The sequence below is a fragment of the Pseudomonas sp. SbOxS1 genome, assembly GCF_013416725.1.
Lineage (GTDB): Bacteria > Pseudomonadota > Gammaproteobacteria > Pseudomonadales > Pseudomonadaceae > Aquipseudomonas.
The window spans coordinates 109141-133337 of record NZ_JAAVXC010000035.1; the positions used below are offsets into that span (position 1 = coordinate 109141).

Sequence of the window (24197 nt, forward strand, 5' to 3'; positions counted from 1 at the left end):
CTACTTGCCGCTGACGATCTGCTTGATCAGGGTCTCGTGGGCCGCCATGTCGCCGGGGCGGGAAATGACCTGAATCACGGTCATGTGGCTGCCCGATGCCGCCATCAGCGTGGTGTTGAGGGTCATGCCGCCGCCCTGGGTGGCGGTGCTGTCGACCTGGCGCACGCCCAGGCCTGTCGACTTCAGGGTCAGGCTTTTTTCGCTGAGCTTGTTGTAGTCCGCCAGGGCCTTGTGTTGCGCTGCGTCGAAGTCGGCGGCGGTGCCGTCGAGAAATTCACCGTCGTTGTCCTTGACCTTAACGCCCTCGGGGAGGCTGTTCTGCGCGGCGATCACCACGGTCTTGGTGGTTTCATTGGCGTACATGGTGCCGCTTGCGCCGGTGGGGCTGGCGGGCAACGGGTTGGCAATGAAACCCTTGGGCAGGGTGAAGGTGAACTTGCCGTCGAGCATCGAGACTTTCTGGCCCTGCACCGTCTCTTTGGCAGGAGCCTTGGCCGCCTGCACATTCAAAGCCCCCAGGCTGGCAGCCGCTGCCAGCAGCAGGACAACGGCTTTTTTACTCAACAATGACATTCGAAAAACTCCAGGGATGGTCGCGCGGTGGGGGGCGATCATCCCATGGAGGTTGTGACGCATTCCAGTGCGGGCTAACGGACGGTCACTCCAAAGATTCCGGCGCAATCACACTTCCCGCCGCCCCGGATAGCTCTCGATCACCTCCAGGAACTCAATCCGCCGTTCGCTGGCCAGCAGCTGCGGCAGCAGTCTTTCGTACGCCTGGCGATAGGGTTTGCTCAGGTGACGAGCGATGAAGTCTTCCTTGCTGCAGTTCCAGGTTTCGTAGAGCACCAGGGTGTTCGGTTCGTCCTGCAACTGGTGCACCCAGGTATTGACGAAGTCCGGCTCGGCCGACATCTGGTGCACGACGTCCAGCAGTCGTTCCCTGGTTTCGGCGAAACGTTCAGGTTTGGCCGGCAGGTACACGATAAACGCGACTTGATCACTCATTTCATCACCTTTGAATGTCGGGAGCGGCTTACTGGGCCTGGTTCTGCGGGAACAGGTTGCGGCGGGTTTCTTCGTCGAATTCGGCCTTGAGCACAAGCTTCTCTTTCAGGCCCAAAGCACGCTGCGCCGCCGGACGAACGCTGATTTCATCGAACAGGCGCTTGACGTTGGGGTAGGCCGCCAAGCCGTTTTCGCCGAGGATGTAGGGTGCGTAGTTGGCCCAGCCCCAGAGTGCCATGTCGGCGATGCTGTAGCTGTCGCCAGCCAGATACTGATGGTCGGCCAGGCGTTGGTCCAGCACGCGATAGTGGCGTTCGACTTCCTTGAGATAGCGATTTTTCGCGTAGGGCAGGTCTTCCGGTGCGTGATGCAGGAAATGCACGGCCTGGCCGGAGAACGGCGACAAGCCGGTGGCGATGAACATCAGCCACGACAGCAGTTCGGCATTGCCGGCAGCGCTGTTGGGCAGGAAACGCTGATGCTTTTGCGCCAGGTGCAGCAGGATGGCCTGGGAGTCGAAAACCGTCGCGTCGCCATCGACCAGGGCCGGAACCTTGGCGTTCGGGTTGATCGCGAGGAAGGCTGGCAAGTGTTGCTCGCCCTTGAAGGTGTCGACGCCGATCAACTCATAGGGCGTTTGCAGTTCTTCGAGCAGCAGGGCGACTTTCATCGGGTTCGGCGAAGGATGGAAAAAGAATTTCATGGTGTAGGCCTCAGTCGGGAGTGGTTTGGAACTGAGGCTGATGGTGGGGCAAACCTGTTCGATTGACGTACGAGGATGTTGCGCTACTCGTTCGAAATTGTTGAACGTGTTGCCACGGGAGCGGGTTTTGCCAGCAACCGCCGGGTGACGCCGAGCATGGCCACCGAGACCGCCACGCCAACACCGAAACCCAGCATGCCCATGCTGGGCAAGGTCAGCGTCACGACCAGGCAGAAGGCGGAAAATGAATACATCCCGGTGGCCGTCGCCCGCAGTAACGCGGCGGTAAACGCCGGGCCCCGGGTTTGCTGGGAGAACACCGCCATCACACTGCCAAGCACCGGGAACACGGCGAGCAGGCCGCTCCAGCGGTCACCGACGGTGCTGGCGAGCAAGGTGACTGCCAGGGTCAACAAGGCGCCGGCAACCATTCGCAGCAGCAATTTATCGGACTTGGGCGCCGGCCCTGAAACGATCGGCTGCACGGCCGGGAACAGGTGCGGCGCGGCCAGCAGTGCAGTGGCGGCGGCTATCACCGAGAGTGGCAGCGACGACGGGAGCAACGACAGGACCACGGCAATCAGGGCCCATACCAGTAGCGAGATCGTCAGTGCCAGCGGCCATTTTGCGCGTTGCGCGACCTGCGCATAGGTCACGCAGAAGGCAATCATCGCGAACATCGCCGACAGCGCTGCCATGGCCGACTGGGCGGCGAACGCCTCGCCTTGTTCGATGGCGAGGAACAGCAGAATAGGCCCGACCACCACCGGCAACCCCGACAACCAACCCGCCACGCTTGGCCCCCAACGTTTGCCCGCCAGGGAAATGAGCAGCAGGAAGCCTGGAATCACCAGCAGTTTGAGCATCAACACGCGCACTTCTCCGACCTGTGTGTGGCGGCAACGGTAGCATTTTACGAGATGGTTTGCTCTATATGTATGCATGTTTTGTATACAAAGCTGAGTCTGTAGGAGCCCGGCTTGCCGGCGAAGGCGTCTTTGAGCATTGCGCTGGTCTTTTGGGCGCCTTCGCCGGCAAGCCGGGCTCCTACAGGGGGTATGCGTACACATGGCGGTATTGTGTGCAGCAATGCAGCAACCACCTTGCTCCGGCAGGGCCAAGACGGTATCAATGCTGAGCCTTTCCACCTGTTGACGGATCATTGCGTGAAATTCAGCCTGCCCAAAGTTGGCACCGCGCCATTTTGCCCGCCGGAGGTGGCGGGTACCGTTGCCGTTGACCCTGGCGCCTCGTTCTACAAGCGCGTGCTGCGCTTTGCCGGCCCGGGTTTGCTGGTGTCGATCGGGTACATGGACCCGGGCAACTGGGCGACCGCCATCGAGGCCGGGTCTCGCTTTGGCTACAGCCTGCTGTTCGTGGTGCTGTTGGCGAGCCTGGCGGGAATGGTGGTGCAGTGTTTGTGTTCACGCCTGGGGATCGCCACCGGGCGCGATCTGGCGCAATTGTCCCGCGAACGCTACAGCACCCGGACCGCGCGCACGCAGTGGCTGTTGGCGGAAATCTCGATCATTGCCACCGACCTCGCCGAGGTGCTCGGTTGTGCCCTGGCGTTTCATCTGTTGCTGGGCTGTTCGCTGACATTCGGCATTGCCCTCACGGCGTTCGATACCTTGTTGGTGCTGGCCCTGCAGAATCGTGGTTTCCGTCGCCTGGAAGCGATCATGCTGGTGTTGGTGGCAACCATCGGCGTGTGTTTTTTCGTCGAGTTGCTGCTGATCAAGCCGTACTGGCCGGACGTTGCCCAAGGCTTCAAGCCAACGCTTGCGGCCCTCAGCGATGCGGCGCCGCTGTACCTGGCCATCGGCATACTGGGTGCCACGGTGATGCCGCATAACCTGTACCTGCACACCTCGATCGTCCAGACCCGGATGATCGGCAAGGACCTGGCGAGCAAGCGCGACGCGGTCAACCTGGCGCGCATCGACACCATCGGTTCCCTGGCGCTGGCGCTGCTGGTGAATGCGGCGATCCTGATCCTCGCCGCCGCGGCATTTCACCAGAGCGGGCATACCGATGTGGTCGACATACAGGATGCGTATCACTTGCTTGATCCGCTGGTGGGCGGGGCGTTGGCCAGTGTGCTGTTTGGCGTTGCTTTGCTGGCTTCGGGGCAGAGCTCGACCTTCACCGGCACCATCGCCGGCCAGGTGATCATGGAGGGTTTTCTCAATTTGCGGCTGCCGTGCTGGCAACGGCGCCTGATCACCCGAGGGCTGGCCTTGATCCCGGCGTTCGTTGGCGTCTGGCTGATGGGGGACGACGCGGTGGGCAAGCTGCTGGTGTTGAGCCAGGTGGTGCTGAGCCTGCAGTTGCCGTTTGCGCTGTATCCGCTGATTCGCATGACCAATGATGAAAAACTCATGGGGGCATTGGTCAATCGCCTGCCGACCCGGGCGCTGGCGTGGGGCTTGTTCGTGGTGATCAGTGGGGCTAATAGCTGGTTGATCCTGCAGCTTTTCAGCGAGTAAACGCCTGCACCACAAAATCAATGAACGCCCGGGTCTTGGCCGGCATCAGCGTGCGGCTCGGGTAGTACAGCGAAATCGCCCCGGCATCGCCCTGCCAATCGGGCAACAGGTGCACCAGCTCACCGCGCTGGATGTTCGGTTGCACGTCGGACAGCACCAGCAGCGTCACGCCCAATCCCAGCATGGCCGCCTCGCGCATGGCGGCAGGGTCGTTGAGCACGATGTTCTCGTTGAGGCTGGCGGGCATTTCATGGCCGGCGCCATCGCGCATGAGCCATTGCCGGATCCGCCCGGTGCGGCTGCCGCGCATCACGATCCCGGTGTGCCGGGCCAGGTCCGCCGGAGTGGCGGGCAGGCTGCGTTGTGCCAGATACGCTGGTGAGGCGACGGCCACGACGGTGGCCGGTGCCAGGGTTCGGGAGACCACGCCCGGGGTCAACTCGAAGCCACCGCCGATGGCGGCGTCGTAACCTTCGGCGATCAAGTCTACGGCACGGTTTTCGAAATGCCATTCCGGGCGTATCAGCGGGTAGCGCGCCAGAAACGCCGGCAGCAGTGGCAGGACATGGCCGATGCCGAACGTCGGCGCCAGGCTGACCTTGAGCACGCCTGCCGGCTCGCCCCGATCGGTGGTGACCGCGTTGATCGCCGCTTGCAGTGCCTCCAGGTTGCCGCCGATGCTGGCCAGGAACCGTTCCCCGGCTTCGGTCAGGGACAGTTTGCGGGTCGAGCGCTGGAACAGGCGAACGCCGATGTTGCGCTCCAGTATCGCCACGTTGCGGCTAACCGCGGCCGGGGTCAGCGCGAGCAAGCGGGCGGCTGCCGAGAAGCTTCCGGTTTCGGCACTGCGCACAAAGGATTCGAGGTTGGCGAGGGTTTCCATCGATATACACCTGATAGCAATGCTTGAAAATTATTCAAGTCATTACCGGCTAATCAAGCCCTAATGGCAAGCGCAGTATTCACTCCATTCCCAACCCCCGGAGTGAAACAGCAATGACAACCCGACTTCCACTTGAAGGAAAAACCGCGCTGGTCACCGGCGGCTCCCGTTCCATCGGTGCGGCGATCGCCAAGCGTCTGGCAGCCGATGGCGCCAACGTAGTACTCACTTTCAGCGCATCGCCGGCCAAAGCGTTTGAGGTGGTGCAGGCCATCGAAGGCGCTGGCGGCCGTGCCCTGGCGATCGCAGCCGATGCCGGTGATCCGCAGGCGGTGCGTGGCGCGGTGACGCGTACCATCGAGGCGTTCGGCAGCCTCGACATACTGGTCAACAACGCCGGCATCGCCCTTGGGGGACCGATCGAGGACATCAGTTTCGACGACTACCAACGCATGATCGCGGTCAACGTCACCGGCGTGTTTGTCGCCACCCAGGAGGCTGCGCGCACCATGAAAGCAGGCGGGCGGATCATCCATATCGGCTCGTCGATGACCCATTACGCCGCGTTCCCGACCGCATCGCTCTACACCCTGACCAAAGGTGCCATCGCCGGGTTCAACCGCAGCCTGGCCCGCGATCTCGGACCCAAGGGCATCACGGTCAATACCGTACACCCAGGCCCGACCGACACCGACATGAACCCCGATGGCGGTCCCGTCAGCGAAATGGTCGGCCCCGGCATCGCTATTGGCCGTTATGGAAAGCCCGAGGACATTGCCAGTGTCGTGGCCTTCCTGGCCAGCCCAGAGGCGGCGTTCGTTACCGCTGCCGACATCATCGCGGACGGTGGTTTCACCGCCTGATCAACTCTTTGCGAGGAAAGTCACATGAGCACAATTGGAATCATCGGCGCCGGCGCCATCGGTGCAGCCTTTGCCCGGGCACTGTCGCGTCAAGGCATTGAAGTGGTCATCGCCAACAGTCGCGGTCCCGAAAGCCTGGCCTCGCTGGTGGCAGAGCTCGGGCCAACCGCCCGCGCCGGTACCCGTGAAGAAGCGGCTGCCCAACCCATCGTGCTGGTGGCGGTGAACTGGTCGAAGTTGCCGACGGCACTGGCCGGCCTGCCGGATCTTGCCGGGCGGATCGTGATCGATGCCAATAACTCGATCGAAGCGCCGTCGTTCAAGGCAGTGGACCTGCACGGACGCATGTCCAGCGAGGTGTTTGCCGAATGGGTGCCGGGGGCGCGGGTGGTCAAGGCGTTCAATCACCTTCAGGCGCAATTGCTTGAGAGCGACCCGGCAGCGGAAGGTGGGCGAAGGGTGCTGTTTTTCTCGGGTGATGATGTCGAGGCGAGGGCGCAAGTGGCGGCGCTGATCGAACGGCTGGGATTCTTCGGGATTGATCTTGGGGCGTTGAGCGTCGGTGCGCGGTTGGTGCAGTTTCCAGGCGGACCGCTGCCGGCATTGAATCTGGTGAAGTTCGCCTGACGCGGCACTGTGTAGGAGCGAGCATGCTCGCGATGAACGTCCGGACAACGCGATCATTCAGACGGCGCGCGTCATCGTTAACGTCCATCGCGAGCAGGCTCGCTCCTACAGGAAACGAGAAAACCCGGTGTAACCGAAGTTACACCGGGTGTTTTTCCAGACTGCGCGGCTCTTCGTGGGTCCCCGCGCAGTCTGTTGAACGCTTTAAGCCCTTTCGAGCGCCAGGGCCACGCCCTGACCCCCACCGATGCACAGGGTGGCAAGGCCTTTCTTTGCATCACGCTTGATCATTTCATGCAGCAGGGTCACCAGTACGCGGCAACCCGAGGCACCGATCGGGTGGCCGAGGGCGATGGCGCCGCCGTTGACGTTGACCTTGTTCAAGTCCCATTCCAGGTCCTTGGCCACGGCCAGCGATTGTGCGGCGAAGGCTTCGTTGGCTTCAACCAGCTCAAGCTGGTCGATGGACCAGCCGGCCTTGTCCAGGCAGCGGCGAGTGGCCGACACCGGGCCGATGCCCATGATTGCCGGATCGACGCCCGCGTTGGCGTACGCAGCGATTTTCGCCAGTACCGGCAGGCCCAGGGCCTTGGCTTTTTCGGCGCTCATCAGGATCACGGCGGCGGCGCCGTCGTTGAGCGACGAAGCGTTGCCGGCGGTCACCGAACCGTCCTTCTTGAAGGCTGGCTTGAGCTTGCCCAGGGATTCGGCGGTGGTGCCGGCCCGTGGCTGCTCGTCGGTGGCGAAGGACAGTGGATCGCCCTTGCGCTGGGGGATCAGGATCGGCGTGATTTCGTCAACGAAGCGCCCGGCTTCGATGGCCGCCACGGCTTTTTGCTGCGAGGCGGCGGCAAACGCGTCCTGCTGCTCGCGGCTCAGGCTGTATTTCGAGGCCAGGTTCTCGGCGGTGATGCCCATGTGGTAATCGTTGAACGCATCCCACAAGCCATCGCTGATCATGGTGTCGACGATTTGCGCGTTGCCCATGCGCAGGCCGGTGCGGGCACCTGGCATGACGTAGTTGGCCAGGCTCATGTTTTCCTGGCCACCGGCGATGATCACCTCGGCGTCGCCGCAACGGATCGCCTGGGCACCCAGGTGCAGGGCCTTGAGGCCCGAGCCGCAGACCTTGTTCAGGGTCATGGCCGGCACGGCGAAGGGCAGGCCGGCCTTGATGGCTGCCTGGCGCGCAGGGTTCTGCCCGGCGCCGGCGGTCAGTACCTGGCCCATGATCACTTCATCGACTTGCGCAGGGTCCAGGCCGGTTTGCGCCAGCAGCTGACGGATCACCGCAGCGCCCAGGTCAACGGCGGATACGCTGGCCAGGGAACCCTGGAAGCTGCCGATCGCGGTGCGCGTGGCGGCAACAATGACGACTTCTTGCATGGAATGATTCCTCACAGGTCACCGAACTGCATTTCCGGCACGTGGTCCGGCACGATCAGTTTACCGGCAGTCTTGGCAACGATCTCTTCGACGCTGACGCCCGGCGCACGTTCTTTGAGAATGAACGCGCCGTTGTCGATTTCCAGGTAAGCCAGGTCCGTCAGCACGCGCTTGATGCAGCCGGCGCCGGTCAGCGGCAGGCTGCATTGGGACAGCAGCTTGGACTCACCGTCCTTGGACGCGTGGGTCATGATGACGATGATGTTGTCTGCGCCGGCCACCAGGTCCATCGCGCCGCCCATGCCCTTGACCAGTTTGCCGGGGATCATCCACGAGGCGATGTTGCCTTGCACGTCGACTTCAAAGGCGCCCAGCACGGTCAGGTCGACGTGGCCACCGCGGATCATCGCGAAGGACTCTGCCGAGGAAAAGATCGACGCGCCGATACGCGCGGTCACGGTTTGTTTGCCGGCGTTGATCATGTCGGCATCGATGGTTTCTTCAGTCGGGAAGGGACCCATGCCCAGCAGGCCGTTTTCCGACTGCAGCATGACTTCCATGCCTTCGGGGATGTAGTTGGCGACCAGGGTCGGAATGCCGATGCCCAGGTTCACGTAGAAGCCGTCCTGCATTTCGCGGGCGACGCGTTGAGCCATTTGTTCGCGGGAAAGTGCCATTGTTGTTATTCCTTCATTCGGTCCGGGGGCAGGGGATCACTTGCGTACGGTGCGCTGTTCGATGCGCTTCTCGAACGTGCCGCAGATGATCCGGTCGACGTAGATGCCAGGGGTGTGGATCTGCGCCGGGTCCAGCTCGCCGGGTTCGACGATTTCTTCGACTTCGACCACGGTGATCTTGCCGGCGGTGGCCGCCAGCGGGTTGAAGTTCTGGGCGGTGTGGCGATAGATCACGTTACCGAAATGGTCAGCTTTCCAGCCTTTGACGATGGCGAAGTCACCGGTGATGGATTCTTCCATCAGGTACTTGCGGCCATGGAATTCGCGCACTTCCTTGCCGTCGGCAACCGGGGTGCCGACGCCGGTGGCGGTGAAGAAGGCCGGGATGCCGGCGCCGCCTGCGCGCATTTTTTCAGCGAGGGTGCCTTGCGGGGTCAGGATGACTTCGATTTCGCCTTTTAGCAGTTGCTCTTCGAACAGCTTGTTTTCGCCAACGTAGGAGGCCACCACCTTGCTGATCTGGCGGTCGGTCAGCAGTACGCCGAGGCCGAAACCGTCGACGCCGCAGTTGTTGGAAACGACGGTGAGGTCGCGAGTGCCTTTGCGCTTGATCTCGTTGATCAGGTTCTCCGGGATCCCGCACAGGCCGAAGCCGCCGGCGATCACGGTCATGCCGTCTTCAAGACCGGCCAGGGCTTCCTCGTAGGAACTCACGCGCTTGTCGAAACCTGCCATATGCACCTCTTTTATTCTTTGTGGGCGGCTGGCTAGCCGAATGGGATTGAGTGTCGCGCTACAGGATTCATTTGTTAAGTTGATTTTTAATGTTGATTGATAGATAAAACTCAACAATGTAATGCTTTGGAGACAACAACCATGACAGTCAAGCAGATCCGCGCCTTCCTGGCCGTGGCCCAGAGCCTGAGTTTCGCCGTGGCGTGCGAGCGCCTGCACCTGTCGCAATCGGCCTTGAGCCTGACCATCAAGGCGTTGGAGGAAGGCCTGGGCGGACGTTTGTTCACCCGCAACACGCGCAACGTGGCACTGACCGCCGAAGGCGAATCCCTGGTGCCGCTGGCGCGCCGCCTGATCGCCGATTGGGACAACGCCGAGGACGAGATGCGCCAGCGCTTCACCCTGCAACGCGGTCGGGTGACCCTGGCGGCCATGCCGTCATTTGCCGGCAACCTGCTGCCGCCGATCCTCAAGACATTCCGCGTGCGTTATCCGAAAGTCAACGTCACGGTCAACGACGTGATCAACGAGCAGGTGCTGGAAATGGTCCGTGATCGCCAGGTGGAACTGGGCGTGGCATTCGAGCCGACCATGAGTTCGTCGCTGCAATTCACGCCGTTGTACATGGATCGCTTCGTGGCAGTGGTGCCCCATGACTCACCGCTGGTCGAGCTCGATGAAATCGATTGGCGGACGTTACTCAAGGAACCGTTCATTACCTTGCAGCGTCCGTCGACATTGCGGGTGATGCTGGAAGAGCATTTGCAGGCCCGGGGCATGAAGCTGCCGGTGGAGTTTGAAAGCCATCAACTGGCGACGGTCGGGCGGATGGTCGCCAGCGGGTTGGGCGTGAGCGCGGTGCCGGCCCTGTGCGCGGGGCAGATGCGTGAACTGGGGGCGCATTGCATCACCTTGCGCGACCCGGTGGTGGAGCGGGCCATCGGTGTGCTGACCTTGCCGGGAGGGGAGTTGTCGGCGGCGGCGCAGGCGTTGTTTGATGTGCTCAAGGCGCAGGATTTTGCAGTGTAGATTCTGATCGTTCCCACGCTCTGCGTGGGAATGCAGCCCGGGACGCTCCGCGTCCCAAAGAGCCGAACGCGGAGCGTCCGTTGAGGCATTCCTTTGCTGCGCGTGGGAACAATCTTCAGCGGGCCAGGTGCTGTGCCAGCAAGGGCAATAGCTGCTCGCACGACCCCTCGATCTTCAAATCCAGCATGTCATCCGCCCGGGTCTTGCCCAGGTTGATCGCCAGCAATGGCTTGCCCTGATCCACCACCGCGCGGCACAGGCGAAACGCCGAGTAGGCCATCAGCGACGAACCGACCACCAGTAACCCCGCCGCTTTTTCCACCGCTGCCATCGCCTTGGCGGCGGTCTCCTGGGCGACGTTCTCGCCAAAAAACACCACGTCCGGCTTCATCCGCGCACCAGAGCAGTGGGGGCAATGGGGGACCTGGAAGCGCGCTTCGAAGGCAGGGTCCAGCAGCGTATCGCCGTCCGGCGCCTGCACAGCGTCGACGCCGGCCAGATACGGGTTTTGTGCTTCCATCAGATGCTGGATTGAATCGCGCTCGCTGCGTTTTCCGCAGTCCAGGCACAGCACCCGGTGCAGGCTGCCATGGAGTTCGATCACGTCATGGCTGCCGGCCTGATCGTGCAGGGTGTCGACGTTCTGGGTGATCAGTCCGCTGATTTGCCGATTGCTCTGCAAGCGGGCCAGGGTGTCGTGGGCCACGTTCGGCTGCGCCTGGCGCACTCGTGGCCAGCCAAGCATCGCCCGCGCCCAATAGCGCCGCCGGGATTCGGGTGCCGAGAGAAACTCCTGATACATCATGGGCTGGCGGCCACGGCGCACGCCCTGATTGTCGCGATAGTCCGGAATGCCCGACGGCGTGCTGATACCGGCGCCGGTAAGGACCGCGAACGGCTCGTCGGCCATGAGCTGCCGGAGACGATCGAGTTGTTCGTGGATGAGGCTGTCGAGCATGGTCAACACTCCGCAAACCCTGTAGGAGCGAGCTTGCTCCGGGCGGCGTTCCGACGAAGGTGTGTCAGCCACATAACTGTACCTGATACACCTTCGCGAGCAAGCTCGCTCCTACAAGGGCGGGTTGTTTATTTGCGTGCCTCCAGGATCAGGTTGAACGGCGTTTCCGTGGCCCGTCGGAATGTGCTGAATCCCGCCTCGCTGAACACCTTGCGCAACCGTGCTTCACCTGCCTGTGCGCCAAGGCCCAGACCAACTTCCTGGGACAGCGAGTTGGGCGTGCAGATAAAGGTCGAGGCGGCGTAGAACAGCCGGCCAACCGGGGTGATGTTGTCGTCCAGCGAGTCATTGGCGAACGGCTCCACCAGCAATACCGTGCCGTCCGGCTTCAACGACTCGTAGGCGTGCTTGGCCGCGCCCACCGGGTCGCCCATGTCGTGCAGGCAGTCGAAGTAGCAGACCAGGTCATAGTCGTCGCCGGGATAGCTCTTGGCCGTGCCCTGGAAGAACCGTGCGCGGCCGGACACGCCACCTTCTTCGGCGCGCTGGGTGGCGACGGTGACGGACGGTGCGTGGTAGTCGAAACCGACGAACCGCGAGTTCGGGAACGCCTGGGCCATGATTACCGTCGACGCGCCATGACCGCAGCCGATGTCGGCGACTTTGGCGCCTTCCTCCAGTTTGGCCACCACGCCGTCCAGGGCCGGCAACCATTCGGCGATCAGGTGTGCCTTGTAGCCGGGCCGGAAGAAACGTTCGGTACCGCTGAACATGCACGGATGGTGATCGCCCCAGGCCAGGCCGCCGTTGCCGCGCATGGCCTTGACCAGTTTATCCTTGTCATGGAAGAACGACGCGACCACGCCGATACCGCCGGCGATATAGACCGGCGAGTCTTCGACGGCCAGTGCCAGGGCTTGCTCTTCGGGCAGGCGGAATTGACCGTCGCTGTGTTCCATATAGCCGGACGCTGCATGGGCGCTGAGCCATTCGCGTACCAGGCGAGGGTTGCAACCGGTCTTCTCGGCGAGGGCTTCGGGCTTGATCGGCCGGCTGTCGGCCATGGCCCGATACAGGCCGAGCTCCTCACCGAGGATGACGTTGGCGAGCATCGCCGCGCCGCCCATGTCACCTACCAGCTTGCCCATGAAATCATTGAGTTTGGCCTCGTCCATCACGTGTGCTCCTTTTGCAGGATCACAGTCCGGAAGCGTTGTACGCCCGGGCGGTGGTCGTGGGAATGAACAGGAGATCGAACAGGTCCTGTGTGCATTAAGTCTAGTTCGCAAGCCGTACGCAGTGGCCTGGAACGACGAAAATCCCCTGGACCGGACACAGAACCCCTGTAGGAGTGAGCCTGCTCGCGATGGCGTTTTATCATTCGATGGGAGGTTGCCTGACACGACGCCATCGCGAGCAGGCTCACTCCTACAGGGGGGCAGTGTTCGGCAGTACCTGTGCATGTATCCCAATGTATCCAGGCAGCCTCTCGATACAGTCCCCGCCAACTCAAGACCACCCCCGAACACAGAACAGATACAAACCTGCGATGAACTGTGAAGGCTGTTTTGGCGCCGATCACCGTGGCGACCAAGACCCTTTCCCAGGCCGCCTGAGCAGGCGGCCGTTTGCTCCTGTCTCCGAGGGGATCACAATGCCTGAATCCAATCTCAACGCCACGCCGCTCGATCGCCTGCGGGTCGATCGCTACACCAACGGCATCATTGGCCCGAGTCAACCGATGCTCGGCCCGCTGGCCGACGGCGGCACCCTGATCACCGGGACGCCGCCAGGTTGCTGGGGGCCGATGATCACGCCCGCTTTCGAGGGCGGCCATGAAGTGACGCAACCGGTGGCCATTGCCGGGGCACAAATCGGCGATGCGGTGGCGATCAAGATCAAAAGCATGCGGGTCACGTCGCTGGCCACTTCGTCCGGGGTCATGAGCTTCGTCGAGGGGCGCTACAACGGCGATCCGTTCGTCTCCAAGTTCTGCGCCAAGTGCGGCACCGAGCACCCGGCCAGCCATGTCGAAGGCATTGGCGAGGACGCGATTCGCTGCAACCACTGTGGCGCCGAAGTCAGCGCGTTCCGCTTCAGCCATGGTTATGTGATCGTGTTCGACGCGCAGAACCAGGTCAGCCTGACGGTCAACCAGGACATCGCCAACCGACTGGCCGGCAAAGCGTCCGAGATGTCGGCGCTGCCGGAATTCGCCGCGCAACATTCGATCCTGTCCCTGGCCCGCGCCGATATCCCCGGCGTCGCCGCACACATGCGACCGTTCCTCGGCAACATCGGCACCCTGCCTTCGCGCGACCTGCCCGACTCGCACAACTGCGCCGATTTCGGCCAATACCTGATCAATGCCCCGCACCGTTTCGGCATGACTCGCGAAGAACTGCACGCGGCCAAGACCGACGGCCACATGGACACCAATTCGATTCGCGCAGGTTGCGTGTTGATCTGCCCGGTGAAAGTTCCCGGCGCGGGTGTGTACATGGGCGACATGCACGCCCAGCAGGGCAACGGCGAAATTGCCGGGCACGCCACCGATTGCTCCGGGGAAACCGAAGTGGTGGTGCAAGTGGTGAAAAACCTGACCCTGGAAGGGCCGATCCTCCTGCAAAACCTCGACGATCTGCCGCCGATGGCGCGGCCCATGAATGCCGAGCAGCGGGCCAGCGTCCGCGCACTGGGCGAGCGTTGGGGCCAGCACGAGATCGAGCAAAGCGGCCCGATCACCTTCATTGGCAGCGGCGAGAACCTCAACCTCGCGGTGGAGAACGGCCTGCAGCGAGCCGCCAACGTCACTGGCCTGCCGTATGACGAAGTGCTCAACCGCGCCACCATCACCGGTTCCATCGACATCAGTCGCCTGCCAGGCACGGTGCGCGTGACCTTCCTGTGCCCGATGGACGTGCTCGATCACATGGGCATCGGCCATCTGGTGCGCGAGAAATACGACCTGGCGTAATGTCTGGGGGCGGGTTTGTACCAGAGTGTGTACAGACCCGCTGCCGATACAAGCCCTGCTGTTTTCCGTCGGCACGCCACACAGGCCCGATACATCCCTGCAATTAACTGTGATGACGTTCTGACAACCCTTGGAATCGACATCATGCAAACCCCTGTCATATCAACCAAGGCCAGCGCCGGACTCGGCCTGCGTCGCGGTTTAATCAAGGACCTGCTGGCCGCGCCGGCCGGTCATTTCGACTTTCTCGAAGTTGCGCCGGAGAACTGGATCGGTATCGGCTGTGCCCATGGCGTAGCGTTTCAGACCCTGGCCGAGCGCCATCCGTTGTCCTGTCACGGCTTGTCCCTGTCCCTGGGCGGACCGTCGCCGTTGGATGTCGAATTCCTGCAAGAGGTGCGGGTTTTCCTCGACCAGCACAACGTGCCGCTGTACAGCGAGCACCTGAGTTACTGCAACGACGACGGTCACCTGTATGACCTGTTGCCGTTGCCCTTTACCGAAGAAGCGGTACATCACGTCGCCGCGCGTATCCGTCAGGCCCAAGACATTCTCGGCCGTCGCCTGGCGGTGGAAAACGTCTCCTACTACGCCGCACCGCAGCAGGACATGGACGAGGTGACGTTCACCAATGCCGTGCTGCGCGAAGCCGATTGCGACCTGTTGCTGGACGTCAATAACGTGTTCGTCAACTCGATCAACCACGGTTTCGACCCGCGTATCTTCCTGGACGGGATCGATGCGAACCGTGTGGTGGCCATGCACATTGCCGGACATTTCGATGAGTCCGACACCTTGAAAATCGACACCCATGGCGCGTCGGTCAAGCCGGCGGTGTGGTCGTTGCTGGCCCAGGCCTATGCCCGATTCGGCGCGCAACCGACCTTGCTCGAGCGCGATTTCAACTTTCCGGCGTTTTCCGAGCTGGTCGCCGAGTTGCAGACCATCCGCCGGTTGCAAACCGAGGAGGTGAACCGTGGCTAAGCGCTCGCTGCACGAACAGCAAAACAGCATGGGGCTCTACTTGCGTGATCCGGAGCGCTACGCGCCGCCGGCGGAAATGGACCCGGCACGGGCACAGGTTTATCGCGACCTGGTGTTCGCCAACCTGTCTTCATTGATCAGCGGCACCTTTCCGGTATTGGTGAAGATTCTCGGCGATGAGCAATGGCGCCAACTGGTGCGCATCTTCCTGCGCGACTATCGCGCGCACACGCCGAAATTCGGCGAAATCGCCGAGGAATTTGTCGATTTCCTGGCCTCGGAACCCCTGGCACTGGCCACTGGTAAGTGGCCGCCGTTCATGGTCGAACTGGCGCACTACGAATGGGTGGAAATGGCCCTGCAACAATCCGAGGCCGAGCCGTTGCCCCTCGGCGATGCTGATGGGCTGCTGGATCGTCCGTTGCGGGTTTCGCCCTTGGCCTGGCCCCTGGCGTATGCCTGGCCGGTGCAGTTGGTCGGGCCGAACTATCAGCCTGATACGCCGCCGGATCAGCCGACGTTGCTGCTGGTGCGTCGGGCCCTGGATTTCAGTGTGAAGTTTTCTGAGTTGAGTCCGTTGGCGTTTCGGTTGTTGCAGCGCATCGAGGCGTTTCCCGGGCAGACCGGACTTGCGCAGCTGCAGGGATTGGCGGCGGAGGCGGGGATGACGGAATCCGTGGCGTTTATGGATAGCGGGCTGGGGTTGTTGCAGCAGATGAAGGAGGAAGGGGTCGTAGGCGTCGTTGCTTGAACGCTAGCCTGATGCTGATCGTTCCCACACTCTGCGTGGGAATGCATCCCGTGACGCTCCGCGTCACCATTGCGCAGGACACAAGCCTTGTATTGTCAGCGGAACGCGGAGCGTCCCTGGCGGCATTCCCACGCAGAGCGTGGGAACGATCAGCAGCGTGGGAACGATCATTTAGCCACGCAACTTGAGCTCGGCACACAAGCCGCCACCCTCGCGATTGCTCAAGGTCAACGATCCCCCGATCGCCGACGCCAACTGTTGCGCGATCGCCAGACCCAACCCGGTACCGCCAGTGCTGCGATTGCGCGAGTTTTCCACGCGGTAGAACGGTTGCATGACCTGGGCCAGTTCCGCTTCGGCAATCCCGGGACCTCGGTCCATGACCTTCACCGACACGCTGCCGTCGGTTTTCTTTTCGACCAGCAGTTCCGCAGCACCGGCGAACTTGAGCGCGTTGTCCGTCAGGTTCACCAGCACTCGCCGCAAGGCGTGGGGGCGGGTGTCGATGACGGTGGCGCTTTTGCCGCTCAGCTGCACTTGCTTGCCCATGTCCTGGTAATCGAACACCAGGCTGTCGAGGAACGAATCCAGGTCGGTGCGCCGACTTTCTTCGGTGGCGCCATGGACGCTGCGGGCATACGCCACGCCTTCGCGCACCAGGTGTTCCATCTCGCCCAGGTCGTTCCAAAGCTTGTCTTTCTCCACCGAGTCGTCCATGAATTCGGCGCGCAGTTTCATCCGGGTGATCGGCGTTTGCAGGTCGTGGGAGATCGCCGCCAGCAGTTGCATGCGTTCCTTGAGGTAGGCGGCGATGCGTGCCTGCATGGCATTGAAGGCCTTGGCGGCGTGGGCCACTTCGGTCGGGCCTTTTTCGTCCAGCAGCACCGGATGGGTGTTGGGGTCGAGGGTGTCCACGGCTTCGGCGAGGCGGGTGAGGGGGCGGATGGCAATCCGCACGGCGAGCCAGGTGCAGGCAATCATCAGCGCCAACTGCCCGAGCAGGACGATGGGCAGCCAGGGCGACAACGGTACCATCGAAGGTCGCACGTCGATGGTCAACGGGCTGCCGTCCGACAGCTTGAGGTGCACCTGGAAGTGTTTCACCGGCCCTGGAATGTCGCTGAAGGTCATCGGGTAGTCCTTGCCGATGGAATTCTTGATCGAGGTCATGGCAATCGGTGCCTCGGGCATGTCCGTGTCCATGGCGTTACCGGGTGAACCTTCGTTGAGCAAATAGCGGTAATTGCGCCGATCCAGTTGTTGCAACCAACTCGCACGCTCTTGCGCCGGCAAGCGGTCGAGGATGGCGATGGAGGTCGAGACGTCGGTTTCCAGGTTGCCGAGCATGGTGTTTTTCGCGCTTTCATAGCGCTCGTAGTACTGCGCACCGAATGACAGCGCCTGGGCGAGGATCAGGCCGACCAGGAATATCAGCGACAGTCGCGAAGCCAGGGTGCGGGGCCAGCGCAGTGACAGGTTCATGCTGGCGCACCGACGATTTCCACCGGCAGGGAAAACACGTAGCCCTCGCTGCGCACGGTCTTGATGTAGGCCGGCTCGCGGGCGTCGTCCAGCAGGCGCTGGCGCAGGCGGCTGACCAACAGGTCGATGGAGCGATCGAACAGGTCGGCGTCGCGGCCCTGGGTCAGGTTGAGCAATTGGTCGCGGTTGAGCACCCGCTGCGGATGATCGAGGAACACCCGCAGCAACCGATACTCGGCGCCGCTCAGGGCGACCATGGTGCCGTCGCCATCGAGCAGGTGCCGGGCGGAGGTGTCCAGGCGCCAACGACCGAAGGCCAGCAGGCGGCTGGATTCGGTCACCACCAGGTTCGGTGGCAGCATGCGTGTGCGGCGCAGTACGGCGTTGATCCGTGCCAGCAGTTCACGGGCGGCGAAGGGCTTGACCAGGTAGTCGTCGGCGCCCATTTCCAGGCCGATGATGCGGTCGGTTTCGTCGTTGCGCGCGGTGAGCATCAAGACCGGGGTGGCCTTGTGTTTGCCGGCGCGCAGTTCGCGGCAGAGCATCAGGCCGTCGTCGCCCGGCATCATGATGTCCAGCACGATCAGGTCCACTGGTGTGGACTCGAGGAAGCTGCGCATCTGCCGGCCATCGGCCACGACCGTGGTGCGCAGGCCGTTTTTCTTCAGGTAGTTGCCCACCAGCTCGCGTATCTCGCGGTCATCGTCAACGATGAGAATGTGATCGACGTGCTCCATGGGGACTTGCCTCTGTCAGTGGGGGATATCGCACAGTCTATCGAGCCTTGGCCCGCTCGCCCGCCGCCCTTTGTATTGCAGTGTATCTGGCCTGTCGACGGATACACACCGACGCAAAAACAGACATTTCCCGGGGTTTTGTATCCCTGTGTATCCCGGCCCGGCCCAGATACTTGCCGATTTGCACGCGCCGGTTCCCGACACATACGGGATACCTCGCAGGCTTCTAATAGGTTCCATCGAGGCAAACCCAGACGCCTCTGCCAACAAACGATGAACCTTGAGGAAACCGCCATGAACACCAAAGCCATCTACGCCGCTTGCCTGTTTGCCGCCCTGAACATCTGCACCCTGTCGGCCCGCGCCGAAGCTGATGTTACACCGATGAGCTACAGCTACGGCACGCACCTGGATATCAAGAAAGTGGTGTCGCTGAAACAGGATGCCTCGCCTTCCTGCGGCGTGGTGAATGCCCAGTTGACCTACCTGGACTCCCAGAGCAAGACCCAGGTCCTGGACTACCGCAAATTGGCCGACAACTGCAGCTCGGACAACTGAGTCCTGCGATCACCCTTAGCGCATTCCAATTTAGCCAGGAGCAACATCATGAACAACGTCACCCGCTTCTTGACCGCCATTGCTTTCTCCGTTGCCGGTGCCGCGGCCCATGCCAACGCCGCTGTAGAACAAAACGCTTGCGGCAGCAGCACCTGCTTTCAGCTGACGCCGGTTACCGGGAAGGGCGGCGATGCCTTCCTCGCCGAGGACGGCTACAACCGCACGCCGCAGGGGCAAGTGGTGGCGGAAAACGGTTCCAGCCGCACGCCTCAGGGCAAGTTGCTCGATAGCCAGACGGCCTGAGTCCCGAACACACCGCCGATTCAATGTGGGAGCGAGCCTGCTCGCGAAGGGTGAGGGTCAGTCGACAGCGATGTTGAATGTACTGGCCTCTTCGCGAGCAGGCTCGCTCCCACAGGGGACGGAGGTGAGTTGCCCCCCTCTATTTCAAGGTGATCCCATGTTACTCATCGCTTTCCTGGGCGGCATATTGACCGTCCTCAGCCCGTGCATCCTGCCGGTCGTGCCCTTCCTGTTTGCCGGTGCCGACCGTACGCGTTCCTCGATCCTGCTGACCCTCGGCGGCATGGCCCTGACGTTTGCCCTGATCTCCAGCCTGGCCGTGGTCAGCAGTGAATGGGTGATCGAAGCCAGCAACACCGGGCGCCATGTGGCACTGGTCGTGATGGTGCTGTTCGCCCTGTCGCTGATTTCCGCACGGGTTGGCGACTGGCTGGCGCGTCCGTTCGTGGCGCTGGGCAATCGCATCGACCCCAACAGCCGCACATTGTCCGGCCCGCTGAGTTCGATCATGATCGGCGTCGCCACTGGCCTGCTCTGGGCACCCTGTGCCGGGCCGATCCTCGGGGTGATTCTCACCAGCGCCATGCTGCAGGGCGCGAATGCCGGGACCAGTCTGTTGCTGGTGGCCTACGGCCTGGGTAGCGCATTGTCCCTGGGCGTCTTGATCTTCGCCGGTCGTGGCCTGGTCAACCGCTTGAAACCGTCGATTCCGGTCACTGGCTGGTTGCGTCGTGGTGCCGGTGTGGCGGTGTTGGCCGGTGCGGCGGTGATTGCCACGGGAGCAGACGATGTGCTGCTGGCCAACACCTCGTCGCAAGGTGTCAGCAGCGTCGAGAAAGGCGTGTTGGAAACCGTGCCGAAAGTCGTCGATTACTTCGTCAGCAAGGTCAAGGCCGAGTCCATGGACAGCGCCCAGGGCGCCATGCCGTCGCTGGCCGGTGCGGTGCAGTGGATCAACTCGCCAGCACTGACCAACGAGTCGCTCAAAGGCAAAGTGGTGCTGGTGGACTTCTGGACCTTCGACTGCATCAACTGCAAGCACACCCTGCCGTACGTCAAGGATTGGGCGAAGAAGTACGAGAAGGATGGCCTGGTGGTGATCGGCGTGCACACCCCTGAATACGGGTTCGAACGCATCATCGACAACGTCCGGGACAAGGTGCAGGAATACGGCATCACCTACCCGGTGGCGATCGACAACAACTATGCGATCTGGCGCAACTTCGACAACCAGTACTGGCCCGCCCACTACCTGATCGATGCCAAGGGGCAGGTGCGGTACACGCACTTTGGTGAAGGTCGCTACGACGAACAGGAAAAGATGATCCAGCAGTTGTTGGAAGAGGCCAAGTCTCAAGCGCCAGCGGCTTGACCCTGTCGATCAATGGCTCGCAGGCCCGGGGCTGTGAGCCATTGTTCGATTGCCCTGACTGCGTCGCCACGCCGCTGGCGGCGCTCCATATTCACGGCGGAAGGCCCGGCTGAACGCCGTGTCGGTCTGGTAACCCACCTCTTCGGCGATGCGCATCAACGAACTGTTACTGCTGCGTAACAGGTTGGCCGCCAGCAACATGCGCCATTGCGTCAGGTACTGCATCGGCGTAACCCCCACCAACTGTGCAAAGCGTTCTGCCAGGACCGATCTCGAGGTGCCGGCAGTGCGCGCCAGTTCATCCAGCGTCCAGGCGTGGCAGGGTTTCTTGTGCAAGGCGTTGAGGGCGGCACCGACGATCCGGTCGCTCACGCCGGCCAGCCAACCGGTGCGCCCCTTGCCGTGTTCGTGCATGTACAGGCGCAGCACTTCGATGAACAACACCTCGGCCAGTTTCGCCAGCACGCCTTCGCCCCCAGGCCTTGGCGATCGCGCTTCGGCCAAGGCATAACGCACCGAAGACTCGAGCCAGATGCCGGCGTTGGAGCCGCGCACGTTGACCCGGACCACGGGCGGCAGTCCGGCCAGCAACATGCCGGCCAGGCGCGTGTCGCAGGCCAGGTAGCCGCACACCAGGCGCGTCACCGCACCACCACCGCCGTAACTCAACTGCCGCGGGCGCCGCGCCAGTACTTCGTCGAGCCGCGCACCGCTGGCGGGCGTCAATCCCGGCTGGGAACTCATGCGATGGGCATGGCCCTGGGGGAAAATCACCACGTCGCCAGGGTTGAGCAGCAACGGCGGGTCATCCCCCAGTTCGACATAGCACTCGCCTTCGGTGATCAAGTGAAAGATCACCACCCGTTCGGCGCCAGGTTCCAGGAACGGCGCCGCAGTGTCGGCGCTCGGCGACTGATAGCACCAGGGCGCGGTGAACCTGGCGTTGATGAAAATCGCGCCGACCAGGCGGACGACGCGCAGGGTCTGTGACAGGGCGTCCATGGGCGTTTTCCCGTGCGGGGGTTTCTGATTGTGAACGCGCTGTGGCCCAAGGTGAATTCTCCGGACGATCGGGCAATGTTGGCCGACGATCGGGCAGGACGCCGATCAGCGTCAGAGAGATAGTTCGCACACAGGGCCACCGGGTCCTGTCATCAATAAGAATAAAGTGAGGTTGCCATGCCCAAGTTCGTCATTGAACGCGAGATTCCAGGCGCCGGAGCACTGTCAGAAAGGGATTTGAAAGCCGTCTCGCAAAAGTCCTGCAGGGTGTTGCGCGAGTTGCCAGAGGTGCAATGGCTGCAGAGTTATGTCACCGGCGACAAACTGTATTGCGTGTACATCGCGCCAAACGAGGAGCTCATCAGGGAGCATGCCCGGCAGGGCGGTTTCCCGGCCAATCGGATTTCCCAGGTCATGAACATCATCGATCCCACCACGGCTGAGTGAGCCTGTGCCCGATCCTGTTCCAAACCAGAGATTGTCTTCATGAGTACACCCATTGATCTTACTGCCCTGAAAACCCGTCAAATGGCCGCGTGGGCCAGTGGCGACTACGCCGTAATCGGCACCACCTTGCAGATCGTCGGCGAACAACTGGCCGAGGCCTGCGACCTGTTGTGCGATGAACAGGTGCTGGACGTTGCCGCCGGCAACGGTAACGCCACCCTGGCCGCGGCGCGTCGCGGTTGCCGGGTGGTCTCCACCGACTACGTGGCCGCATTGCTCGAACGTGGCGAAGACCGCGCCCGTGCGGAACGCCTGAACGTGACCTTCCAGGTGGCGGACGCCGAAGCGCTGCCTTTCGCCGATGCCAGTTTCGACGCCGTGCTTTCAACCTTCGGTGTGATGTTTGCGCCCGACCAGGCCAAGGCCGCCGCGGAGCTGGCGCGAGTGTGTCGCCCCGGTGGCCGGATCGGCCTGGCCAACTGGACGCCGGAAGGCTTCGTCGGCCAGATGTTCAAGACCCTGGGCCGGCACATGCCACCACCGCCCGGCGCGCAACCGCCGTCGCAGTGGGGCACTGAAGCCTGGCTGCACAAGCACTTCGACGAGCGCGACTTCCTGGTGCAGGTGACTCGCCGGACCTTCAACTTCCGCTATCGCTCGGCCGAGCATTTCATCGACACCTTCCGCAGCTGGTACGGCCCGATCCACAAGGCCTTCGCGGCGCTGCCCCCCGATGGCGCCAAGGCCCTGGAAGACGACCTGACCGAACTGCTCAACCGCCTGAACCGGGCGGGTGACAGGTCGATGGTGGTGCCCAGTGAATACCTGGAGGTGGTGATCACCAGGCGTTAAGGCCCGAGCCTGTAGGAGCCGGCTTGCCGGCGAAGGCGTCCCTGAACATTGCGCTAGTCTTTCGGTCCCCTTCGCAGGCAAGCCTGGCTCCTACAAGGTCAATACATCGGGCGGCTATTCATCCAGCCGCTCGGTGTACACCACCCACACACTGCACGGCATCTTGTACAGCAGGTGCTCCACCGTGCTGCCGATCAGGCGCCCCATGCCGCGATGACCAAGACGGCCCATGACGATCACGTCGACGTCAAAGGCATCGGCGTAGCGGGTCAGGACCTTGGCCGGGTTGCCCATGATCATGTGCCGTTGCGCTTCGGCGATGCCATTGCGTTCGGCCAGTTCATTGAAGGCGTCCAGCTGTGCGTCATATAGCGTCTTGTTGCGGTTCGAGGAAAAAAACGCCGAGCCGTTGTCAAAGCCGAATTCGTCCGAACTGATGGACGAAAGGTCGTAGGCGTAGACCACATCGAGTTCGGCATTGCAGGCAGTCGCCAGTTTCGTGGCCTCGTGCAGGATGCGGTCGTTGAAACTCTTGTACTGATCATCACGATGGAAGGGGTCGACGGCGGCGACCACTTTGCGCGGCAGCGCATTGACCGCGTGGCTGACGAAGTGCAGCGGCACCGGACACTCACGCAGCAGATGCACGTCCAGCGGGGTGAAGATCAGCCGCGACAGCAACGACTGGTGTTCCAGCGCCTTGATCAGCACGTCCATCGGCTGTTCCTTGAGGTGAATCAGGATTTCCTCCAGCGGGTTTTGCACCCACGTCACTTCCGTTGTGACGGTGACGCCGATTTTGCGTAGGGGCCGGGCCTGGTCTTCCAGCCACTGGCGGTGGCGATCTACGTAACCCAGGCGCATCTGTTCCAGCGCTTTTTCATTGACCATGCCAGCTGTGGCCAGGCCTTCCAGATAGTCGAAGGCCACGATGTGCAGCGCCGCTCCCTCCGCCTTGGCCAGTGCGGCTGCCCGGTCGAAGGCGGGGCTGTGTTCCATCAGCGGCGAAGTCACCAGCATGAAGCGAGATTGACCAGACATGACAAACCTCCCGAGGGGTAGCGGTTGTTTGGCTTGGCTTCAATCCTTGAGTATTGACCATGCTGGGAGGGGGTGTAGGGAATCAAGTGAACAGGCCTCTTGAACTTCTTGTCTCCTCACGGCCTGAGACTTTCCGTCAAGGTCAACGCCTGTGGGGGATTGTTGTCTGAGTACATATCCGTTGCTGCGGTAACGGCGGCTTAGGGTTTCGCCCTTACGGCGACTCACTTTTTCAAACGCCAAAAAGTAAGCAAAAGGCTTTGCCCCACCACTCGGTGCCTCGCTGTGGCTCGGCATGCCCTCTCTCCGGCATTGCTCCGTGGGTCGCCGCGA

26 protein-coding genes are annotated in these 24197 nt (G+C 62.3%); 12 read left to right on the forward strand and 14 right to left on the reverse strand.

Features of this window, described 5'->3' with window-relative positions:
• The 4 genes from HFK74_RS27180 to HFK74_RS27195 form a co-directional block, all read right to left on the reverse strand.
• On the reverse strand, nt 1-573 hold the full coding sequence (locus HFK74_RS27180) for a hypothetical protein (RefSeq protein ID WP_180206186.1): 573 nt from the start codon (nt 571-573) through the stop codon (nt 1-3).
• A gap of 108 nt (nt 574-681) precedes the next feature.
• Nucleotides 682-1008, reverse strand: coding sequence for a putative quinol monooxygenase (locus HFK74_RS27185; RefSeq protein ID WP_180206187.1), 327 nt, complete (start codon nt 1006-1008; stop codon nt 682-684).
• Nucleotides 1009-1036: 28 nt separating this feature from the next.
• Nucleotides 1037-1711, reverse strand: coding sequence for a glutathione S-transferase family protein (locus HFK74_RS27190; RefSeq protein ID WP_180206188.1), 675 nt, complete (start codon nt 1709-1711; stop codon nt 1037-1039).
• A gap of 83 nt (nt 1712-1794) precedes the next feature.
• A complete protein-coding gene (locus HFK74_RS27195; protein ID WP_180206189.1) occupies nt 1795-2583 on the reverse strand; it encodes a hypothetical protein in 789 nt (262 codons plus the stop codon).
• A 294-nt stretch (nt 2584-2877) separates the two neighbouring features.
• Between HFK74_RS27195 and HFK74_RS27200 the strand changes: the two genes are divergently transcribed.
• Nucleotides 2878-4200: an Nramp family divalent metal transporter gene (locus HFK74_RS27200; protein ID WP_180206190.1), complete on the forward strand. Its 1323-nt coding sequence runs from the start codon at nt 2878-2880 to the stop codon at nt 4198-4200.
• Here the strand turns inward: HFK74_RS27200 and HFK74_RS27205 are convergent.
• Nucleotides 4190-5083 carry a LysR family transcriptional regulator gene (locus tag HFK74_RS27205; RefSeq protein WP_180206191.1) on the reverse strand — a complete coding sequence of 298 codons (894 nt, stop codon included), beginning with the start codon at nt 5081-5083 and terminating at the stop codon, nt 4190-4192. The two genes, HFK74_RS27200 and HFK74_RS27205, sit on opposite strands and share 11 nt — an antisense overlap.
• Nucleotides 5084-5196: 113 nt before the next feature.
• Here HFK74_RS27205 and HFK74_RS27210 point away from each other — a divergent pair, with 113 nt between their 5' ends.
• Both HFK74_RS27210 and HFK74_RS27215 read left to right on the forward strand, forming a co-directional pair.
• Complete coding sequence (locus HFK74_RS27210) at nt 5197-5946, forward strand: 3-oxoacyl-ACP reductase family protein (RefSeq protein WP_180206192.1); 750 nt, start codon at nt 5197-5199, stop codon at nt 5944-5946.
• Nucleotides 5947-5970: 24 nt separating this feature from the next.
• A complete protein-coding gene (locus HFK74_RS27215; RefSeq protein ID WP_180206193.1) occupies nt 5971-6573 on the forward strand; it encodes an NADPH-dependent F420 reductase in 603 nt (200 codons plus the stop codon).
• A 204-nt stretch (nt 6574-6777) separates the two neighbouring features.
• Here HFK74_RS27215 and HFK74_RS27220 read toward each other — a convergent pair whose 3' ends face one another.
• From HFK74_RS27220 to HFK74_RS27230, 3 genes are read right to left on the reverse strand one after another with little or no spacing between them, the layout of a single operon-like run.
• Nucleotides 6778-7959: an acetyl-CoA C-acetyltransferase gene (locus HFK74_RS27220; RefSeq protein ID WP_180206194.1), complete on the reverse strand. Its 1182-nt coding sequence runs from the start codon at nt 7957-7959 to the stop codon at nt 6778-6780.
• An 11-nt stretch (nt 7960-7970) separates the two neighbouring features.
• A complete protein-coding gene (locus tag HFK74_RS27225) occupies nt 7971-8636 on the reverse strand; it encodes a CoA transferase subunit B (RefSeq protein ID WP_180206195.1) in 666 nt (221 codons plus the stop codon).
• Between the two features lie 36 nt (nt 8637-8672).
• Entirely contained in the window at nt 8673-9371 is a 699-nt protein-coding gene (locus HFK74_RS27230) for a CoA transferase subunit A (protein WP_008063052.1), read from the reverse strand.
• 141 nt (nt 9372-9512) lie between these two features.
• Between HFK74_RS27230 and HFK74_RS27235 the strand changes: the two genes are divergently transcribed.
• Nucleotides 9513-10400, forward strand: coding sequence for a LysR family transcriptional regulator (locus tag HFK74_RS27235; RefSeq protein ID WP_180206196.1), 888 nt, complete (start codon nt 9513-9515; stop codon nt 10398-10400).
• Nucleotides 10401-10515: 115 nt separating this feature from the next.
• On the opposite strand, the gene HFK74_RS27240 is transcribed toward HFK74_RS27235, so the two are convergent.
• Nucleotides 10516-11358, reverse strand: coding sequence for an NAD-dependent protein deacetylase (locus tag HFK74_RS27240; RefSeq protein ID WP_180206197.1), 843 nt, complete (start codon nt 11356-11358; stop codon nt 10516-10518).
• 128 nt (nt 11359-11486) lie between these two features.
• Nucleotides 11487-12533 carry a class I SAM-dependent methyltransferase gene (locus HFK74_RS27245; protein ID WP_180206198.1) on the reverse strand — a complete coding sequence of 349 codons (1047 nt, stop codon included), beginning with the start codon at nt 12531-12533 and terminating at the stop codon, nt 11487-11489.
• 479 nt (nt 12534-13012) lie between these two features.
• On the opposite strand from HFK74_RS27245, the gene HFK74_RS27250 reads away from it, so the two are divergent.
• From HFK74_RS27250 to HFK74_RS27260, 3 genes are all read left to right on the forward strand, one after another.
• Nucleotides 13013-14335, forward strand: a complete 1323-nt coding sequence (locus HFK74_RS27250; RefSeq protein ID WP_180206199.1) for an acetamidase/formamidase family protein — start codon at nt 13013-13015, stop codon at nt 14333-14335.
• A 144-nt stretch (nt 14336-14479) separates the two neighbouring features.
• On the forward strand, nt 14480-15319 hold the full coding sequence (locus HFK74_RS27255) for a DUF692 domain-containing protein (protein WP_180206200.1): 840 nt from the start codon (nt 14480-14482) through the stop codon (nt 15317-15319).
• Nucleotides 15312-16070, forward strand: a complete 759-nt coding sequence (locus HFK74_RS27260) for a putative DNA-binding domain-containing protein (RefSeq protein WP_180206201.1) — start codon at nt 15312-15314, stop codon at nt 16068-16070. The genes HFK74_RS27255 and HFK74_RS27260 overlap by 8 nt, the downstream gene beginning before the upstream one ends.
• 171 nt (nt 16071-16241) lie before the next feature.
• Here the strand turns inward: HFK74_RS27260 and HFK74_RS27265 are convergent, their stop codons facing one another.
• Together HFK74_RS27265 and HFK74_RS27270 are read right to left on the reverse strand one after the other, a co-directional pair.
• On the reverse strand, nt 16242-17552 hold the full coding sequence (locus HFK74_RS27265; RefSeq protein WP_180206202.1) for an ATP-binding protein: 1311 nt from the start codon (nt 17550-17552) through the stop codon (nt 16242-16244).
• Nucleotides 17549-18289, reverse strand: a complete 741-nt coding sequence (locus tag HFK74_RS27270) for a response regulator (RefSeq protein WP_008063067.1) — start codon at nt 18287-18289, stop codon at nt 17549-17551. The genes HFK74_RS27265 and HFK74_RS27270 overlap by 4 nt, the downstream gene beginning before the upstream one ends.
• Before the next feature lie 294 nt (nt 18290-18583).
• Here HFK74_RS27270 and HFK74_RS27275 point away from each other — a divergent pair, with 294 nt between their 5' ends.
• From HFK74_RS27275 to HFK74_RS27285, 3 genes are all read left to right on the forward strand, one after another.
• Complete coding sequence (locus tag HFK74_RS27275) at nt 18584-18847, forward strand: DUF2790 domain-containing protein (protein WP_180206203.1); 264 nt, start codon at nt 18584-18586, stop codon at nt 18845-18847.
• 48 nt (nt 18848-18895) lie between these two features.
• Nucleotides 18896-19150 (forward strand): hypothetical protein, encoded by a 255-nt coding sequence (locus HFK74_RS27280; protein WP_180206204.1) that lies wholly within the window; start codon nt 18896-18898, stop codon nt 19148-19150.
• Between the two features lie 157 nt (nt 19151-19307).
• Nucleotides 19308-20522: a cytochrome c biogenesis protein DipZ gene (locus tag HFK74_RS27285; RefSeq protein ID WP_180206205.1), complete on the forward strand. Its 1215-nt coding sequence runs from the start codon at nt 19308-19310 to the stop codon at nt 20520-20522.
• 9 nt (nt 20523-20531) lie between these two features.
• Here HFK74_RS27285 and HFK74_RS27290 read toward each other — a convergent pair whose 3' ends face one another.
• Nucleotides 20532-21524 (reverse strand): AraC family transcriptional regulator, encoded by a 993-nt coding sequence (locus tag HFK74_RS27290; protein WP_180206206.1) that lies wholly within the window; start codon nt 21522-21524, stop codon nt 20532-20534.
• Between the two features lie 177 nt (nt 21525-21701).
• Here HFK74_RS27290 and HFK74_RS27295 point away from each other — a divergent pair, with 177 nt between their 5' ends.
• Together HFK74_RS27295 and HFK74_RS27300 are read left to right on the forward strand one after the other, a co-directional pair.
• The gene (locus tag HFK74_RS27295; protein WP_008063076.1) at nt 21702-21971 is read left to right on the forward strand and encodes a DUF4242 domain-containing protein; all 270 of its coding nucleotides are present in this window, start codon (nt 21702-21704) and stop codon (nt 21969-21971) included.
• Nucleotides 21972-22010: 39 nt separating this feature from the next.
• On the forward strand, nt 22011-22823 hold the full coding sequence (locus HFK74_RS27300) for a class I SAM-dependent methyltransferase (protein ID WP_180206207.1): 813 nt from the start codon (nt 22011-22013) through the stop codon (nt 22821-22823).
• A gap of 114 nt (nt 22824-22937) precedes the next feature.
• Here the strand turns inward: HFK74_RS27300 and HFK74_RS27305 are convergent, their stop codons facing one another.
• Nucleotides 22938-23864, reverse strand: coding sequence for a universal stress protein (locus tag HFK74_RS27305; RefSeq protein WP_180206208.1), 927 nt, complete (start codon nt 23862-23864; stop codon nt 22938-22940).
• Nucleotides 23865-24197 lie beyond the last annotated feature (333 nt).